Raw genomic sequence first — 17144 nt, forward strand, 5'->3', positions numbered from 1 at the left:
GCCTCGTTATACGATACAGGAGAGCAGGAAAGTGCCGGCCAGCGCCATCAGGGAGGCGACAAAGGTGGCGGTAGTGTAGTACTTGAGCGTTTCGTTCAGGGTGGCGCCGCAATACTGCTTGACCAGCCAGAACAGGGAGTCGGTCACCATGGTGCAGCCAATGGCACCGGAGCCGATGGCGAGCGTCATGATCTCCGGGCTGATGTTCGGGTAGTGCACCATGATGGGGGAGACGATGGCGGTAGCCCCCATCATGGCGACGGTGGCGGAGCCCACGGCGGCGTGCAGCACGATGGCCACCAGCCAGGCCAGCAGGATGGGATGCATGTCGAGCTGGGAGAGGATGGTGGCCAGGCCGTCTCCCAGGCCACTGGCCTTGAGTACCCCGTTGAAGGCGCCGCCGGCACCGATGATCAGCAGTATGTTGGCAATGGAGGAGAAACACTGCTCGGTCTGGTCCAGCAGCCCTTCCATCTGCATGCGCCGGCGGATCCCCAGCACGTAGTAGGCGGTGAAGGCGGCGATGAACATGGCGGTGATGGGGTTACCGATAAACTCCAGCAGGGTATAGAGGTGGCTGGTGTGATCCATGTTGAGCTCGGCCACTGTCTTGACCAGCATCAGCAGGATGGGCAGCAGCACGGTGAAGAGAGAGGCGCCCAAGGTCGGCAGCTCTGCCTCGTTGCGGGCCTGGATGTCGGCAAAGGCGGCAGGCACCTCCTTGAACGGTACCCGCTTGCCCAGCAGCTTCAGAAACAGCGGGCCACCCACCAGCGAGGCAAACAGCCCGACCGCGAGGCCATAGACGATGACGGAGCCCACATCGGCACCCAGCTGGTTGGTGACATAGAGGGCGGCGGGGTGGGGCGGCACTATGCAGTGCACGGCCATCAGGGCGGTACAGAGCGGAATGGCCAGGGTCAGCAGCGAGGTGTTGGTCTTGCGGGCGATGGAGAAGGCCAGTGGAATGAGCAGTACTACCCCCACCTCCACAAACAGGGTGATACCGCATACCAGCCCGACCAGCACCATGGTCACCTGGGGTGACAGCCAGCGGCTCTGCTGCAGGGCGAGGCCGATGCGCTCGGCGGCGCCCGACACCTCCATCATCTTGCCGAGTATGGTGCCAAGGCCGATGACGGCGGCCAGAAAGCCCAGGGTGCTGCCTATGCCTTCCTCCATGGCATTGACCATCTTGAGCGGGTTCATCCCCATCAGGGTGCCCACATAGAAGCTCGCCAGCAGCAGGGCGAGAAAGGGGTGGACCTTGCCCTTCACTATGGTGACGACGATCAGCAGTATGCTGGTCAGCAGGGTTCCGACGATCCACATTTCTGAATTCATGGCGTGCCTCTGTCATGGGAATGATGTTGGCGCTATTGAATGAAAATGCAGGTTCCCTGACAAATGATGAAATCGGCAGTTTGGGTGAGCTAGATTGATGCAAAGGTGCCACATTCATCACATTTATGGTGTGAAGGTGGTTTTGCATGGTGTGAGCTGATGCAGCGGGCCACTTTTTCGGTATCATCGGTGCCGGTTTCGCAAGGGGGGCATATGTACGGCGAAGAGAACTATGTGGCAAGAAGCAGTGTCGCGGGAAACAAGCTGCTCAACGGCTATCAGCTGGCCAGACTGCACACCTTCGAGGCGGCAGCCAGACACGGCTCCTTTGCGCTGGCGGCTGACGAGCTGGCGCTCAGCCCGAGTGCGGTGAGCCACCGGATAAGCGCGCTGGAGGAGGATCTCGGCTTCAAGCTGTTCCAGCGTTTTCATCGCAAGGTGGCGCTGACGGCAGACGGGCAACGGGTGTTCTGGGTGCTCAAGTCATCGCTGGAGTTCATCAACCAGGAGATCCTTGAGATCCGCCATCAGGAGCTGTCGGGCACCCTGACCGTCTTCTCACGCCCCTCCATCGCCCAGTGCTGGCTGGTGCCACGACTGGCGGATTTCGCCCGTCAGCATCCCCAGATCGAGCTCAACGTCATGACCGGCAACGAGAACATCAACCTGCATGGCTACGGCATCGATCTCGCCCTCAGCTTCGATGACAAGACGCCTGCGCGGCTCGCCATTCACCCGCTGATGGACGAGTACATGGTGCCGGTGTGCAGCCCCGAGTATGCCGAGCAGCACGGGCTGCTCGGCAACCCAGCCAACCTGGCACACTGCCGTCTGCTGCACGATCGGCAAGCCTGGAGCCAGGATTCCAACGATGACGAGTGGTCCGGTTGGGCCGAGCAGTCCGGCGTGTCGCTTTCGGCATGCAGGGCCTGCATGGGGTTTGATCGCTCCGATCTCGCCATCATCGCCGCCATGAACCACGCCGGGATCGCCATGGGGCGTCAGAACCTGGTGAGCCAGCGGCTGGCACGGCGCGAGCTGGTGGCCCCCTTCCCGGACATGGCGGTGCGCTGCGCCCAGCGCTACTACATCGCCACCCTGCCCAATTGCCAGAACCCCAAGGCGCAAGCCTTCATCGACTGGGCCTGCCAGCAGGCGGGGGAGGAAACGCCGGTTTTGTAGATAAGGGCTGGCCAATAGAAAGGGCCACCTCTTGGGAGGTAGCCCTTTTTCCGTTCAAGCAGATGGTTGGGAAACCGCGCCTGTCACTGGATCACAACGGTGGAAAGCTCAGGCCATTTCTTCATCATGTAGCGGTAGAGTTCTGGGTGTTTTTTAAGATTTTCTCCTGCAACAGGTACAGGTTTTTCCTCTGGGTACAGGGGCTTGCCATCAGCGACAAAATGTTCAACACCACGCAGGGCAAACTTTTTGCCATCTCGGTAAGCAAAATACTTCACATCACCGGGATCGAGCCCGCCGCGACAGACCATTGAATAAGCGAGCAGCAGATAATAATCCCCCTTGCCGGTGAGCTCGACGACCTCAAATCCGGTGGGGTTGATATTGATGAACATATCGAGGTTGCAGTTGGTGACGCTGTCATACAGGACCCACTCCTGCTCACCGTTCAGGGTGCCCAATCCGGTAATAGCCAGAGAGCGACTGTCTTTCTCCGTAGCCGGGATCTCATCGACCGACAGCGTGACCTCATGCTTGCCCTTGCTATCAAGCCACAACGCCTTGTATAGCTGTTCGCTGCTATAAGCCGGTGCTGCGCCAAGCAACCCCGCAAGGACTATCCATTTCATGGCCACCCTCCTGTATTTCTCATTGTTCACTGTCTTGCACAGCGCAAAGGGGGCATCAATTCCCGATCGTCTTCTGTCAGAGAACCGCCAGCGACCTGACAGAGATAGCCGCCAACCTCCAGACCCGGGAGGATTTCATCTCCGCCAACGCCCCAGCCTTGCGACTCGAGGCAGCGATCGAGCGTCTCGTCAAAATCTGTTTGCTGCGGACAGAAGGTGAGTGGAAAGCCGAACTTTTGACATTTCCCCAGAGGCAACTTCTTGTGCAGTCGGCGGGAGTGCTTCTTGGTCGGGTCGTTCACGAGTTTGTCACCTTCTGGTGGCAGTAGGGTGGGGCTCGTACGAGCTCCATGTTGCGCCTTAACGGATTAGTCAACGGTGGCTCATCTCTTTGAGCCAACGGTCAACGCTATCAGGGTCGGCAAGCAGCTGAGCGAGCGGTATATGGTTGGAGCAAAAGGCGAGCTGGTTGCACTCATCACTCAGCTTCCAATCCGGTTGAGGAAGGGGCCAAGGCACCGGGCTCCACAGCTCATCGAAATGCTTGTCGCTATCTTCCAGACAACGGAACAGACTCACTTCCACGATGGCTTGGCCATCAAGTTGCAAAGGATCTGGCTGGCCTTTTACCCCAGTACGTAACGCAGAGGTCCGGCGAAAATCGTGATCGAGATAGAGGCGGAAGACCAGCGTTTTATCCCCCTGCTTAGCGATATCCCCATCCCAGTCTCGGTAGGCGTGATTGGATGCAAACAGTGGCAGATAGTCCCATGCCCAACTGCTGGATGGGCAGGTTCCCGAGCGACAGGGGCGGCTCGTTTCGCTGGGCTCCCAATACCAGAACTCAGCGTCCAGCGCCTGGCTGGCGATCTGATCGAATAGCGGGAGGATACGCTGGTAGAAACCGGCTGCGAGTCGGTGAGCTTGTTGCAGTTGGGTCACCAGCTGGGTGGTCTGTTCAAGAGAGTGTTGCATGACGGCATCCTTAGCCAAAGTCAGGTATTCATAAAGGAGATATCGGGGCGAGAGAGGTGCAATGTCCCGGCATAGTCGAGCAGAGCAGCCCAACCAGTAGGCTCAGCCGGTGGAGGAGTTTCCCGTTCTGACATCAACCCGCAATCCAGATCCAGCAGCCCTGCGTAGGCAAACAACGGCGCCCACTCGGGCACAATCGGGGCCATACCAAACAGCTCAAACGCCTGCAGCCACTCATCGCGAATAGTACGGTCCTGTCGACAAGCCTCAACAAACTCGGGGGCGGTTTGCAGATAGCGGCGCAGTGGCTCCCATTCACGCAAGGTCATCTGGACAAAGCGTTCGGGCAGATCGGGACGTGACAATGGGGCGCTAGGGATATTGCCAAGCGCCACGTAATAGAGCCGATCTTCATAGTCATCAAACTCGGCTTCACTGACCACAGCATTGACCTGCGCCAGCCACTGCTCCCGATACTGGTCGCCACCGAACGGGGGCTTCACCTCGATAACCACCAGCGCGTCGCCAAAGTGGAGCAGCACATCGGGCTCGACATAACGGCGATCCTGCAGCGATGCCAGTTTTGGCCACAGCTCCAGCCGTTGAAAAGTGGTCGGGTCTAGCGGATTGTCACCGAGTAGAAAGCGCAGCACGGCACGCAGAGCTCCGTCCGAGATGTGGGGCAGACGGCCGAAGAAAGTAGCAGTCAGCAGATCTTCACTGCCTTTGAACAGGTCGCGCCAGCGCAGGGATTCCCCTTCCCGCTCGATACGACCAGCCTTGCCATGCAAAATGGCATGTAGCATCGCAACTCCTTGTAATGTTGATATTTCAAGCAGGCTCTCACGTAGCTGAAGAGCCTTCGAGATCCTGCTTTAATAGCCACTCGACTACCACCATATCAGTCACAAAATGGGGTAAAAATGTTTGACTGAATGGAGGTTCCCCCTATTCTTCTTCGCAACAAGCCCCCGGCCTCTTGGTTGCTTCGCAACTTACGCTGGGGTTCTTATTTGGTGGATTTACCACCATTCCTGCCAGTTCTCTATGTACCCCATATTTGCCAACCCCAGCTTACGCACCGACTTTTGTGTGGGGAACGTCAGCAGATGATCCCGCAGGCGCAGATGCTCTTTGAGCCGCGAAGCTTGCTGAATGACCCACTGCAGAGAAAGCCCAAATAAAAAGGGCCACCTCTTGCGAGGTGGCCCTTTCCAAACGTTTGGTGGAGCTGGGGGGATTTGAACCCCCGTCCAAAATTACTACATCCTCGGCACTACATGCTTAGTCACTCTTTACATTCGCCAACCCGCTGCGGAGAGACACGCCACGAATTGACTAGCTCGATTGGTTTTAATGCTTCCGCCCCGAGCAGGACTTCCACACGATCCTGTGAAGGATGACCTTCCGATTCCCTAGGACACAGGCAAGCTAGGGTAGAAGGGCTCTGCGCAGGTTATTAAGCTGCCAGTGCGTAGTTTTCGTCGTTTGCGACTATTTTTTTGCGGTTTATTAACGAGGCCTACCGCACCTCGGCATGCACCTTGGGTTTCGTGAATCTTGTCGAATCCAGAATCAGCCCCAAGTTGTTAAGAGGGATTGTACGCAAAAATCCTGCCATGGCAAGGCGTTGATGGTCATTCCCGCAGGTAGCTGCTCCGTTTGCCGATTTATTGTGCGCACGCCTGGCGGGTACGGGTAAGCGGCGGGCCGGAAAAGAAAAAGTCCGGGCAGGAGCCCGGACCTTGCAGCATCAAGCGGATTAGCCGCGGTTCTTGTTCTTCATAATGCGGGCTTTTTCCCGATCCCATTCGCGGGCCTTGGTGTCTTCGCGCTTGTCGTGCTCTTTCTTGCCCTTCACCAGGCCGATTTCGACCTTGACCCAGCACTGTTTCCAGTAGAGGGCGAGCGGCACGATTGTATAGCCCTGACGGGCGATCAGGCTTTCGAGCTTGTCGAGTTCACGACGGCTCAGCAGCAGTTTGCGGGTCCGGGTTGGGTCGCACACCACGTGGCTGGAGGCAGCCTGCAGTGGTAGGAAGCTGGAGCCGAACAGGTAGGCCTCGCCATCGCGGAAGATGACATAGGCTTCGCTGATGTTGGCCTTGCCCGCCCGCAGGGATTTGACTTCCCACCCTTGCAGGGACAGACCGGCTTCGATCTTCTCTTCGATGAAGTATTCGTGGCGCGCGGTTCTGTTGAGTGCAATGGTGTTGGACCCGGCTTTGTTTTTACTGTTTTTTTTGCTCATGACGGGCGATTTCCGGCAATGACTGGGAGGAGGGCATTATACGTGGGCAAGGGCGGCTGTAAAACGCGCAGCGGGTCAACTGATGGCTTTATGAGCAGTTTGACCGAGGTTTTACCTCCAAAAGCGCAAACATGGTGATAAAATCGCGGCGATTGGATGAGGAAAAGCCATGCCCCGTATTACTCGCAGTGCCCTGGTGATGTTCAGCGCAGAACAGATGTTCAGGCTGGTCAATGATGTTCACGCCTATCCGGAGTTCCTGCCCGGTTGTGTCGGCAGCCGTGTCCACGAGACCGGTGATGACTATATGACGGCGTCGGTCGATGTGGCCAAGGCCGGGATTGCCAAGACCTTTACCACCCGCAACCTGCTCGAGGCCAACCGGCAGATCAAGATGGAGCTGGTGGAGGGGCCCTTCAGCAAGCTGGCGGGCTGGTGGACCTTCACCCCGCTGGACGTGGATGCCTGCAAGGTGGAGTTCGATCTCGACTTCGAGTTCACCTCCAAACTCATCGAGCTGGCGTTTGGCCAGATCTTCCGCGACCTGGTGAGCTCCATGGTGCTGGCCTTCTCCAACCGCGCCAAGGTGGTGTACGGTGCCTGATCAACTCAATATCGAAGTGGTCTATGCCCTGCCTCAGCAGCAGACAGTGCTGCGGCTGCGGGTGGCGCCGGCCACGACGGTGCAGGCCGCCATCGAGCAGTCCGGCATCATGAGCAAGCATCCCGAGATCGATCTGGCGGTCAACAAGTTCGGCATCTACAGCCGGCCGGTCAAGGGCGCCGAGTTGCTGCAAGATGGCGATCGCATCGAGATCTACCGTCCGCTCATCGCCGATCCCAAGGAGATGCGCAAGAAGCGCGCCGAGAAGGCCAAGGAGGAGGGGCGTGCTGACGTGGTGACCGGCGGCCGGCCCAATGCCAATCGCAAACAGTCAGACTGAGAGCCTCTGGCTCGACACCGCATCTAAAAAAGGCGCCTTGGCGCCTTTTTTGATCCCGTCATCCCGCCAAGCGGGGCGCTTCGTTACAGCTGGAGCAGCCGCTCGTTCTCGACCACTTCGCAGCCGGCGGGCTGGCAGGAGAGGGCTATCATGGCGCGGGCCACCTGGCTGGCCTCGATGGCGCGCCAGCGGCGCAACCTGCCTACCAGCAGTGGCTTCAGCAAGGGGTAGATGGCCTGGAAAAACTGCTCCGAGTGGCGCGGTGGCTGGCGATCTCCCAGCAACATGGCGGGGCGCACGATGGCGAGCCGCTGCCAGGGCTGGGCCAGCAGGGCCTGCTCCAGCTCCCCCTTGGTACGGGGATAGAGGGCAGGGGAGTGCGGGTTGGCCCCCAGGCTCGAGACCACTACCAGCCGCTGGCAGCCGTGGCGGCGGGCCAGCTCGGCAAAGGCCAGCACATAGTCTAGATCGACCCGGCGAAAGGCCTCGGCGGAGCCCGCCTCCTTGCGGGTGGTGCCAAGGCAGCAGAAGGCGAGATCCACCGGCTCGGGCAGATTCACCTCGGCCAGTTCATCGAAATTGACCGGCAGCCAATGATGGGTGGGCTGCGGCTCTCCGGGCTTGCGGCAGAGCAGGGTCAGTTCATGCTCCGCGGGCAGTTGCCGCACCAGCTCGCGGCCGATGAGGCCAGTGGCTCCGGCGATCAGGATCCGGCTCATGCTGCTCTCCCTGTGTGATTGAATCGAGGCCAGTATTGGACGAGGGGCAGCCCTCTGCAAGGGGGGAATGGGTGGCCGGCGGCGTTAAAACAAAACCGGCGCGAGGCCGGTTTTGTGGATGGGATCAGAGCGGGGTATGGAAGGCTGCTGGCAGCGGGAAGTCACCGGTGACCGTGGCCAATCTGTCGTTGGCAAAGGTCAGGGTGAGCTCCTTGCGCTCTTTTTCGCCGCGCCCCGGCTGGAATTCATAGAGGTAGTACCAGGTGTTCGGGTCAAAGCCATCGCGCAGCATGGCGGAGCCCAGCACGAACTCGACCTGCTCGCGGGTCATGCCCTGGCGCAGTTTGTCGACCTGTTTTTGTTCCACATAGTTGCCCTGGGGAATATCGATGCGATAGACCAGGCTGCAACCGGACAGGGTGAGGGCGGTCAGGGCCGCGGCAATCAGGTGTTTCATCCGCATATCGAGTTCAGATCATCCATTCAAGTCTTTTTAAGCTCGGCAAATCATACCGGCTCCCTCTACGGAAGTAAAAAGCCATTGATCCATCAGCCAATAAAAAGGGCCGCCGTGCGACCCTTTCTGCCCATTGCCCCCTTACATGGCGGCGCGGAAGATGGCGACGATCTCGTCGTGGCTCGCCTGTTTCGGGTTGGTGAAGCCGCAGGCGTCTTTCAGGGCGTTCTCGGCCAGCACGTTGAAGTCGTCGGCCTTGACGCCAAGCTGCTCCAGCCCGGCCGGGATCTTGACGTCGCGGGCCAGCTGCTGGATGGCGGCAATGGCGGCGGCAGCCCCTTGTTCATCGTTCATGGCGCTCACATCTACTCCCATGTGACGGGCCACGTCCTTCAGGCGGCCGGCACACACCTGGGCGTTGTAGGCCTGCACGTGGGGCAGCAGCACGGCGTTGCACACCCCGTGCGGCAGGTCGTAGAAACCACCCAGCTGGTGGGCCATGGCGTGCACGTAACCCAGGCTTGCATTGTTGAAGGCCATGCCGGCCAGGAACTGGGCGTAGGCCATCTGCTCGCGGGCGTGCAGATCGTCGCCGTGGTTGACCGCGGTGCGCAGGTGTCTGGCGATGAGCTGGATGGCCATGATGGCGCTGGCATCGGTCACCGGGGTGGCGATGGTGGAGACATAAGCCTCGATGGCGTGGGTCAGCGCATCCATGCCGGTGGCGGCGGTGAGGCCGGCCGGCTTGGCCAGCATCAGCTCGGGGTCGTTGACCGACATCAGCGGGGTGACGTGCTTGTCGACGATGGCCATCTTCACGTGGCGGGCCTCGTCGGTGATGATGCAGAAGCGAGTCATCTCGGAGGCGGTGCCGGCGGTGGTGTTGATGGCGATGAGCGGCAGTTGCGGCTTGGCGGAGCGATCCACCCCTTCGTAATCCTTGATGCTGCCACCGTTGGCGGCCACCAGGGCGATCCCCTTGGCGCAGTCGTGGGGCGAGCCGCCCCCCAGCGAGATGACACAGTCGCAGCCATTGGCCTTGAGCATGGCCAGGCCCGCTTCCACGTTGGTCATGGTCGGGTTGGGTTTGGTCTCGTCGAAAACTGCGCTTTCAATGCCATGTTCTGCCAACAGGCCGGCCACTTTGGCCACCACGCCAATCTGATTGAGGATCTTGTCGGTGACGATCAGCGCCTTGCGATGGCCATAACCCTTGATATCGGCTGCCGCCTCTTGCAGGCAGCCTGCTCCCATCAGGTTGATTGCGGGAATGTAGAACTTGAATGTCGCCATGATGGACTCCGTATGATTAGCCATTAAGTGGTATACGGGCGCCAACATAGCACCGTCAGGGGGGATGAAAAGGGGTCAATAGTATCTGCTTTGCAACTTTATGGACTCGATCACGTACCGGAAACATGGGCCGCGACAGGGATTGACAAGCGCGCTAGCCTGTTCGCGAACAGAAAAACGTTTTTCAATTAATTCATCAAGTTAGCAAACGTTTTGCGCCGAATTTGTGGCTGTCAATGCAAGGAAGTGTGAGATGCTTCAAGGAATTGGAAAGCGCTTTCGACCATAGTTGGCGCCTCCCCGACGAGGGGAGTAAAGGCTTGAAAGTACCATAAAGAATCACCTTAACTTGCCCCTGACCATGCTGGTGGGGAGCAACCAGGAGTCCACTATGTCTGATGTATTTCACTTGGGTTTGAAAAAAGCGGATCTGCAAGGCGCCACCCTGGCGATCGTCCCCGGTGACCCCGAGCGCGTGAAGCGCATCGCAGAGCTGTTGGATAACCCGGTGCACCTGGCCAGCCATCGTGAGTTCACTACCTGGCGTGGCGAGATGGACGGCAAGGCCGTGATCATCTGCTCCACCGGTATCGGCGGCCCGTCCACCTCCATCGCGGTGGAAGAGCTGGCTCAGCTGGGCATCCGTACCTTCCTGCGCATCGGCACCACCGGCGCCATCCAGCCGCACCTGAACGTGGGCGACGTGATCGTCACCACCGGCTCCGTGCGCCTCGACGGTGCCAGCCTGCACTTCGCGCCGATGGAGTTCCCGGCCGTAGCCGACTTCGACTGCACCACTGCGCTGGTCAACACCGCCAAGGAGCTGGGTTCCAAGCTGCACGTGGGCGTTACCGCCTCTTCTGACACCTTCTACCCGGGTCAGGAGCGCTACGACACCTTCTCCGGCCGCGTGGTACAACGCTTCCAGGGTTCCATGAAAGAGTGGCAATCCATGGGCGTGCTGAACTTCGAAATGGAGTCCGCAACGCTGCTGACCATGTGCTCCAGCCAGGGCCTGCGCGCCGGCATGGTGGCCGGTGTCATCGTGAACCGTACCCAGCAAGAGATCCCGAACGCCGAGACCATGGCGAAGACCGAATCTGATGCCATCAAGATCGTGCTGGGCGCTGCCCGCAAACTGATCTGATAGCCCTCTTTGTAACAAAGAGTACCGAGTGGGGGGTGGGGGCCGTTGCGAAAGCGCGGCCCCTATCTTTATCCGCCGTTGACCGCTTTCCTCTTCTCCTTTTCCCCTCTTTCCCGCGTTACCCCTGTTGCCCCGTCATGGCCGCCAGCGCCTGCTCAAAGGGGGCCTCACAGCGGATCTGCATCGGCTCGCCACTGATCGGGTGAACAAAATCGAGCTCACTGGCGTGCAGCATCAGCCGCGGCGCCTGCTCGCAGCCGGGCTGCAGCAGGCCACCATAGAGGTCGCAACCAAGAATGGGATGACCCAGCTGCCGGCTGTGGATACGCAGCTGATGGGTGCGACCGGTTTCCGGTACCAGTCGCACCGAGGTCAGCGGTACGGCGTCGCCTTGTACCTGGCAGATCAGGCGCGTCATCACCTGATAGCGGGAGCGGGCGGGCTTGCCGCTGACGGCGCAGATGCTCATCAGCGGAAACAGCGCCGGATCCTTGGCGATGGGGGCATCGATCACCCCCTCGTCTTCGGCCAGATGGCCGCACAGCAGGGCGCTGTAAGCCTTGCTCACCGTGCGCTGGCTGAACTGGCGGCAGAGCAGGGCGTTGATGGCCTTGTTCCTGGCCACCAGCATGATCCCCGAGGTGCCAAAATCGAGGCGATGGACCAGGGCGCAACCGGGATAATCTTGCACCAGCCGGTGGTGCACCGAGTCGAGGTTCTGCGGGTTCTTGCCCGACAGGCTCAGCAAGCCGCTCGGCTTGTTGATGAGCAGCAGATGTTCATCCTCAAACAGGATCTCGATGGCGGCCGCACAGGGCGGCGCGATGAAGGTGTCGACGATGACGGACATGGGGCGCACGGTTAGAAAAGGGAGGGGGATCATACCCGAACCGGCGAAGCGCGGCGAATAACTGCAGATGCGGCCCTCGTCTTGTGACTAACTGCTTGATAACGCAGGGAAGGGGCCATTTTGTGACCCCTTCCAGAGTTAATGCAGCCGCGGCTTGCTAAGGTATGGCTCCCTGTCATGTTGTAAGGAACCTGTCCATGGCGTTGCCCGTTATTCTCGATTGCGATCCCGGCCACGATGATGCCATCGCCCTTATCCTGGCGCTGGCCAGCCCCGAGCTCAAGGTGCTGGCGGTCACCACCAGCGCCGGCAACCAGACGCCGGACAAGACCCTCAACAACGCCCTGCGCATCCTGACCCTGCTGGGGCGTGATGACATTCCGGTGGCGGCGGGGGCCTCCAAGCCGCTGGCCCGCGAGCTTATCATCGCCGACAACGTCCATGGCGAGTCGGGGCTCGATGGCCCCAAATTGCCGGATCCCGCCTTTGCCCCCGTGGCCATGACCGCCCTTGAGCTGATGGCCAGCTGCCTGCGCGAGAGCCCTGAGCCCGTGACTCTGGTGCCGACCGGCCCGCTCACCAACATCGCCCTGCTGCTGGCGGCCCACCCCGAGCTCAAATCCAAGATCGCCCGCATCGTGCTGATGGGCGGCGCGGCGGGAGCCGGCAACTGGACCCCGGCGGCGGAGTTCAACATTTATGTGGACCCGGAAGCGGCCGATATGGTGTTCAAGTCGGGGCTCCCCATCACCATGTGCGGGCTGGACGTGACCCACGAGGCGCAGGTGATGGACGAGGATATCGAACGGGTGCGCGCCATCACCAATCCGGTGGCCCAGTGCGTGGCCGGTCTGCTCGATTTTTTCATGATCTACCACCGTGATCCCAAGTGGGGATTTGCTGGCGCGCCGCTGCACGACCCCTGTACCATTGCCTGGTTGCTGGCTCCCGCGCTGTTCCACGGGATCGAGTGCCGGGTCGATATCGAGACAGGCGGCACCCATACTAGCGGCATGACGGTGGTGGATCGCTACGGTCTGACCGGTAAGCCGGCCAATGCGCTGGTGCTGCTGGGGCTGGATCGGGCGGGCTTTATCGATCTGCTGGTCACGCGGCTGCGGGCCTTTGACTGAACGCAGTTCCACTCTTGCAAGAAGGGGCGAAGCGATGTGGAAGACAGGGCTGGCACTGTTGGCCGGGTTGCAACTGACGGGGTGTGCCACGCCGTTCGAGTCGATGTGGCAGGGGCTGGCGACCTGCGAGCTGGATGATCTCTATCTCGACAGCGAGACGGGCAAGCCGGCGCACCCGCAGCTCAACCACTACACCCCCTACAAGGTGGCGGACGGCTTCGCCTGGTACAAGACCCGCCAGGAGTTGCACGGCCTGCCCATCAGCGGTTTTCTCATTCCGGCCTCCACCTTCGAGGTGCACGCCCTGTTCGTGGATACCCCCATCGCCAACGCGCGCCGGCTTACCCACAATGCCTACGGCAGCGAGTTTTCCGACGAGCAGAAGCACGACGAGGGGCTGGCCCCCCTGCTGCTGCGCGATCCCAACAACCCCAAGCGCTCCATCATCGACTGCACCCGGGGCGAGAGCCAGGAGTCGCTGCCGGAGGAGCCTTTCCCCGAGTAGAAAGAAGGCCTAGGCCTTGGCAGAGATAAAAAGAGGGCCAGCCTTGTCGGCTGGCCCTCTTTCTATTTGGTGGATTGGCTCGGATTGCCCCCCCGTCACTTTTAGGGGTAACCCAGCGTCTCTTTGATAACCGGCAGCTGGGCTTTTATCCAGGCCGGGTTGATGGGTCCCCAGTCACTGATGCGATAGTGCCCCTGCAGATGGCGAGCCCCCTCGGTCTGCTCGAAGCCGCAGCTGATGTCCAGCTCGGCCAGGGCGCTGAGCGTATCCTGCGCGGTGCGACGGGGCATACCGGTCGCTTCCATGATGGCCGGCACCGTATCCGTGCCCTGGCTGATCAGCCAGGCCACGTAGAGCCGGCGATAGAAGCTGGTGCGCGTCTTGCTCGGCTCACTCATATCTCGTCCTCGAGACGATCGAAGTAGCGCCAGGTAGCGATGGCAGCCTTGCCCATCACCAGGGCCCAGATGCCGAACCAGAACCAGCGGAAGAAGCTCCAGGTGGAGGCGTCGGGTTCGGTGCTCTCAATCTTGGTGACGTTGGGGAACATGGAGAACATGTTGATGCGCCAGCCGTAGGAGGTGATGATGGCCAGCCGTTTTTCGAACTCCATCGACTTGGCCTTGGCCTGCACATCGGCGGCGTTGAACTTGAAGTAGAAGGGCCAGCCCCACTCGGTATCTTCGTTGCGGAACACGCGGATCTTCTCGCCGGGACGCTCGGTATAGATGTAGTAGACGTCGGTGGTGGGGCCGTCGGCCGGGTTCTTCTGGCTGATGGGGCCATCCTTATCAGTGCGCTTCACCTCCACCCCTGTGATGGTGGCGATGGTGTGTTCCGGCAGGTAGTAGTCGAGCCAGATGGCGGTGACGAGGGCGATGAGCCCGAGGCCGATGAAGGCCGGTTTCTTGAAGGACAGCTTCATGATGATCTCGCATGAGGGGGAGTGACGTGCCTCTACCATACCCACATTTGGTGAGGTAGCCCAGCCCCTAATGAAGCCTGATTATAAAAAATAGCGTTTAAAACAATAACAAGTCATCAGCGTCATTAACAGAGAGGCCCCGCATGCGGGGCCTCTCTGTCTGGTCAGCGGGTGTGTGTCACAGCTGGAACTGGGACAGTTGCTTGCGCTGCTGTTCGGCGAGCTGTGACAGTTCGTGACTGGCGGCGGCACTCTGGCTGATGCCGGCCGCGTTCTGGTTCACTATCTCGTGGATGTTGGTGATGTTGCGGTTGATGTCGGCGGTGACGCAGGATTGCTCCTCGGCGGCGGTAGCCACCTGGGCGTTGGCGCCGTTGATCTGGTTGACCGCCTCCGTGATGCCGCCCAGCAGATCCTGTACCTGGCCGGAGAGCTGCTGGTTGTGGGCCAGGATGGCCAGGGTATCCTGCACGCCGCTGTTGGCCGACTGGGACTGGCTCTGCAACTGCTCGATGATGGCCTGGATCTCCTTGGTGGAGTCCTGGGTGCGGGCCGCCAGCATGCGCACCTCGTCGGCCACCACCGCAAAGCCGCGACCTGTTTCGCCGGCGCGGGCGGCCTCGATGGCGGCGTTGAGGGCCAGCAGGTTGGTCTGCTCGGAAATCCCCTGGATGACCTCGATCACCTTGCCGATCTGCTCGGACTGGGACTTGAGGCTGGCCACCACGGAGGCGGCGCTCTCCAGGCTGTTGGCCATGCGGCTGTTGGCCTGAATGCTCTCGGCAAACAGCGCCAGCCCCTCTTCGACCCGCTGGTTGGCATCGCGCGCCAGCTCGTCGGCCAGGGCGGCGTTGTGGTTGACGTTGTCGGCGGTGCTGGCCAGCTCGGTGACGGCGGAGGCGACCTGTTCGGTCTCACTGCGCTGCTGCTGGGCATTGACCTCTGCCTGGGTCATCACGGCGGCGAGCTCGGTGGCGGCGGAGGCCACGTTGCCGCTGATGCCGGTCAGGGTGTTGATGGTGCTGCCAAGCTGGGTCAGAGTCTGGTTGATGTCGGCGGCCAGCTGGCTCAGCTCGTTGTTGCCATCGCTGGCTGCGCGCACGTTGAAGCGGCCCTGGGCCACCGCGCGCATCACCTGCTGCAGCTGACCGATGGGGCGCACGATGCGGCCGGAGAGCCACCAGCCGCCAAACAGGGCGGCGGCCAGACTGGCTGCCATCAGCAGCAGGGTACGCAGCAGGGTGGCGTGGTAGTGAGCCTGCTCCTCGGCAATTTCAGCCAGGATCAGCTGGTTGACGTGGGCGGACATGGCATCGATCTGCTTGATGAGATCCTCCCCCAGATCGCGAAAGCGCAGGCGGGCCTGCTCATAGGCGGCAGGATCGCCGCCACCCTGGTGCTTGGCGGCCAGCAGCGGCAGCATGTTGCTGCGGGTGTGGCCGAGGTAGGCCTGCAGGGCGGCCGCGACCCGGCTGTTGTCCTGCTCGGCGCCGGCGATGGCCAGTCTGGCCAGGATGGCACCTATCTCCTGCTCGGCGGCGGAGAGCTCGCTGGGCAGCTGGGCAAAGCGGGCGGGGTCATAGAGGCCGTAGATGGCGTTGGTGCGCAGCCGGTAGGTGGCGTGGATCAGGGTGGCGATGTCGTCTTTGTGACGGGTCACGCTGGCGGTGGTCTCGTTCATGTCGTCGATGGCGCGGTCGATGTCCTGTTTGCCGATCCCGATCATCAGGATCATCAACAGGCTGGCGAGCAGGAGAGGGATGAGTACTTGCAGACGGATAGAGAGATTATTCAATGACATGAAAGATCCTGACCCAAAAGAGAAACAAGGCGGCATCTTACACAGGCGCGACAAAGCTTGTCACAGGTTTTTAAGGTGCAAAACCGGCTATTTGAAAAGGTTTTTTCTTGTGTTAAATGAGTGTGATAGGCAAGATCGTCGGTCTGTTACCATGGAGGTGTTGTGTGTCCGACTGGATCGATCCTGCCATTTTGGCGCTGTTTATTCCCACGTTCTTTTTTGTCTCCGTGACCCCCGGCATGTGCATGACCCTGGCGATGACCCTCGGCATGAGTCTGGGGGTGCGACGCACCCTGCACATGATGTGGGGCGAGCTCATCGGGGTCGGCCTGGTCTCTGTGCTGTCGGTGATCGGGGTGGCGGCCGTCATGCTCAACTACCCGGCGCTGTTTGCCGCCTTCAAGTACGTGGGCGGCGCCTATCTTATCTGGCTCGGCATCCAGATGTGGCAGGCCAAGGGCAAGCTGGCGATCCCGGCGGATCTGTCGGCCGCCCAGGAGACCCGGCCGCTGGCGCTGGCCATGCAGGGCTTCGTCACCGCCATCGCCAACCCCAAGGGGTGGGCCTTCATGGTCTCCCTGCTGCCTCCTTTCATCAACGCGGCCAAGCCGATGGCACCCCAGATCAGCGCCCTGGTGGCCCTGATCCTGCTCATCGAGTTCTCCTGCCTGCTGCTCTACGCGAGCGGCGGTCGCACCCTGCGCCACTTCCTCGCCAAGAGCGGCAACGTCACCCTGATGAACCGGATCGCCGGCTCTCTCATGCTGTTTGTCGGGGTCTGGCTGGCGCTGGGTTGATACAGCACTTGCCAGCTGGTCTGTTACTGCCGAGAAGCCCCGCCATGCGGGGCTTTTTTGTGTTGCCGGCGGATGGTTGGCCACATTTGCTTACATTTATCCGGTTTGCAAACGGCCGGGATGCCGTCAGTCTCGAATGGCATTCTCTTGCCCCTGCGAGAGAGTGTACAGGGTCCGTTTATTAACATTCCG

General features: G+C 60.6%; 20 protein-coding genes and 1 other RNA gene. 7 read left to right on the forward strand and 14 right to left on the reverse strand.

Annotated features, from left to right (window positions below; genetic code table 11):
• Positions 1-6: 6 nt before the first annotated feature.
• Positions 7-1344 carry a D-serine transporter DsdX gene (gene dsdX / locus AB5Y94_RS03365; protein WP_368204842.1) on the reverse strand — a complete coding sequence of 446 codons (1338 nt, stop codon included), beginning with the start codon at positions 1342-1344 and terminating at the stop codon, positions 7-9.
• Positions 1345-1557: 213 nt separating this feature from the next.
• Here dsdX and dsdC point away from each other — a divergent pair, with 213 nt between their 5' ends.
• A complete protein-coding gene (gene dsdC / locus AB5Y94_RS03370; RefSeq protein ID WP_368204844.1) occupies positions 1558-2526 on the forward strand; it encodes a DNA-binding transcriptional regulator DsdC in 969 nt (322 codons plus the stop codon).
• Between the two features lie 83 nt (positions 2527-2609).
• Here the strand turns inward: dsdC and AB5Y94_RS03375 are convergent, their stop codons facing one another.
• The 6 genes from AB5Y94_RS03375 to smpB all read right to left on the reverse strand — a co-directional run bounded on the left by AB5Y94_RS03375 (position 2610) and on the right by smpB (position 6381).
• Positions 2610-3155: a M949_RS01915 family surface polysaccharide biosynthesis protein gene (locus AB5Y94_RS03375; protein ID WP_368204847.1), complete on the reverse strand. Its 546-nt coding sequence runs from the start codon at positions 3153-3155 to the stop codon at positions 2610-2612.
• A gap of 26 nt (positions 3156-3181) precedes the next feature.
• On the reverse strand, positions 3182-3457 hold the full coding sequence (locus AB5Y94_RS03380) for a 50S ribosome-binding protein YggL (RefSeq protein ID WP_206865547.1): 276 nt from the start codon (positions 3455-3457) through the stop codon (positions 3182-3184).
• 70 nt (positions 3458-3527) lie between these two features.
• Positions 3528-4130 carry a hypothetical protein gene (locus tag AB5Y94_RS03385; protein WP_368204849.1) on the reverse strand — a complete coding sequence of 201 codons (603 nt, stop codon included), beginning with the start codon at positions 4128-4130 and terminating at the stop codon, positions 3528-3530.
• Positions 4131-4150: 20 nt separating this feature from the next.
• Positions 4151-4936 carry a hypothetical protein gene (locus AB5Y94_RS03390; RefSeq protein WP_368204852.1) on the reverse strand — a complete coding sequence of 262 codons (786 nt, stop codon included), beginning with the start codon at positions 4934-4936 and terminating at the stop codon, positions 4151-4153.
• A 417-nt stretch (positions 4937-5353) separates the two neighbouring features.
• Positions 5354-5713: a transfer-messenger RNA gene (ssrA, locus tag AB5Y94_RS03395) on the reverse strand.
• Positions 5714-5892: 179 nt separating this feature from the next.
• Complete coding sequence (gene smpB / locus AB5Y94_RS03400) at positions 5893-6381, reverse strand: SsrA-binding protein SmpB (protein ID WP_017766150.1); 489 nt, start codon at positions 6379-6381, stop codon at positions 5893-5895.
• Positions 6382-6550: 169 nt separating this feature from the next.
• Between smpB and AB5Y94_RS03405 the strand changes: the two genes are divergently transcribed.
• Both AB5Y94_RS03405 and AB5Y94_RS03410 read left to right on the forward strand, forming a co-directional pair.
• Positions 6551-6985, forward strand: a complete 435-nt coding sequence (locus AB5Y94_RS03405; RefSeq protein WP_005298951.1) for an SRPBCC family protein — start codon at positions 6551-6553, stop codon at positions 6983-6985.
• Positions 6978-7325 carry an RnfH family protein gene (locus tag AB5Y94_RS03410; protein WP_019838597.1) on the forward strand — a complete coding sequence of 116 codons (348 nt, stop codon included), beginning with the start codon at positions 6978-6980 and terminating at the stop codon, positions 7323-7325. Before AB5Y94_RS03405 ends, AB5Y94_RS03410 begins: the two co-directional genes overlap by 8 nt.
• An 83-nt stretch (positions 7326-7408) precedes the next feature.
• Here AB5Y94_RS03410 and AB5Y94_RS03415 read toward each other — a convergent pair whose 3' ends face one another.
• The 3 genes from AB5Y94_RS03415 to yiaY form a co-directional block, all read right to left on the reverse strand.
• Positions 7409-8044 carry an NAD(P)H-binding protein gene (locus AB5Y94_RS03415; RefSeq protein WP_017766152.1) on the reverse strand — a complete coding sequence of 212 codons (636 nt, stop codon included), beginning with the start codon at positions 8042-8044 and terminating at the stop codon, positions 7409-7411.
• A gap of 124 nt (positions 8045-8168) precedes the next feature.
• The gene (locus AB5Y94_RS03420; protein ID WP_011705347.1) at positions 8169-8507 is read right to left on the reverse strand and encodes an outer membrane protein assembly factor BamE; all 339 of its coding nucleotides are present in this window, start codon (positions 8505-8507) and stop codon (positions 8169-8171) included.
• 135 nt (positions 8508-8642) lie between these two features.
• Complete coding sequence (gene yiaY / locus AB5Y94_RS03425; protein ID WP_368204854.1) at positions 8643-9794, reverse strand: L-threonine dehydrogenase; 1152 nt, start codon at positions 9792-9794, stop codon at positions 8643-8645.
• Positions 9795-10185: 391 nt separating this feature from the next.
• On the opposite strand from yiaY, the gene udp reads away from it, so the two are divergent.
• Positions 10186-10941, forward strand: a complete 756-nt coding sequence (gene udp, locus AB5Y94_RS03430; RefSeq protein ID WP_005298967.1) for a uridine phosphorylase — start codon at positions 10186-10188, stop codon at positions 10939-10941.
• 118 nt (positions 10942-11059) lie between these two features.
• Here the strand turns inward: udp and AB5Y94_RS03435 are convergent, their stop codons facing one another.
• Positions 11060-11824, reverse strand: a complete 765-nt coding sequence (locus AB5Y94_RS03435) for an RluA family pseudouridine synthase (RefSeq protein WP_368204857.1) — start codon at positions 11822-11824, stop codon at positions 11060-11062.
• A 164-nt stretch (positions 11825-11988) separates the two neighbouring features.
• Here AB5Y94_RS03435 and rihA point away from each other — a divergent pair, with 164 nt between their 5' ends.
• Both rihA and AB5Y94_RS03445 read left to right on the forward strand, forming a co-directional pair.
• Entirely contained in the window at positions 11989-12924 is a 936-nt protein-coding gene (gene rihA / locus AB5Y94_RS03440) for a pyrimidine-specific ribonucleoside hydrolase RihA (RefSeq protein ID WP_368204858.1), read from the forward strand.
• Between the two features lie 34 nt (positions 12925-12958).
• Positions 12959-13429 carry a hypothetical protein gene (locus AB5Y94_RS03445; protein WP_005298971.1) on the forward strand — a complete coding sequence of 157 codons (471 nt, stop codon included), beginning with the start codon at positions 12959-12961 and terminating at the stop codon, positions 13427-13429.
• Between the two features lie 101 nt (positions 13430-13530).
• Here AB5Y94_RS03445 and AB5Y94_RS03450 read toward each other — a convergent pair whose 3' ends face one another.
• From AB5Y94_RS03450 to AB5Y94_RS03460, 3 genes are all read right to left on the reverse strand, one after another.
• Entirely contained in the window at positions 13531-13827 is a 297-nt protein-coding gene (locus AB5Y94_RS03450) for a helix-turn-helix domain-containing protein (protein ID WP_005298972.1), read from the reverse strand.
• A complete protein-coding gene (locus AB5Y94_RS03455) occupies positions 13824-14354 on the reverse strand; it encodes a DUF1523 family protein (protein ID WP_010634531.1) in 531 nt (176 codons plus the stop codon). The genes AB5Y94_RS03450 and AB5Y94_RS03455 overlap by 4 nt, the downstream gene beginning before the upstream one ends.
• Before the next feature lie 178 nt (positions 14355-14532).
• Positions 14533-16155 (reverse strand): methyl-accepting chemotaxis protein, encoded by a 1623-nt coding sequence (locus AB5Y94_RS03460; protein ID WP_368204861.1) that lies wholly within the window; start codon positions 16153-16155, stop codon positions 14533-14535.
• Between the two features lie 164 nt (positions 16156-16319).
• Here AB5Y94_RS03460 and AB5Y94_RS03465 point away from each other — a divergent pair, with 164 nt between their 5' ends.
• Entirely contained in the window at positions 16320-16952 is a 633-nt protein-coding gene (locus AB5Y94_RS03465) for a LysE family translocator (RefSeq protein WP_017786084.1), read from the forward strand.
• Positions 16953-17144 lie beyond the last annotated feature (192 nt).

The organism is Aeromonas sp. s5, assembly GCF_040907865.1.
GTDB lineage: Bacteria > Pseudomonadota > Gammaproteobacteria > Enterobacterales > Aeromonadaceae > Aeromonas > Aeromonas dhakensis.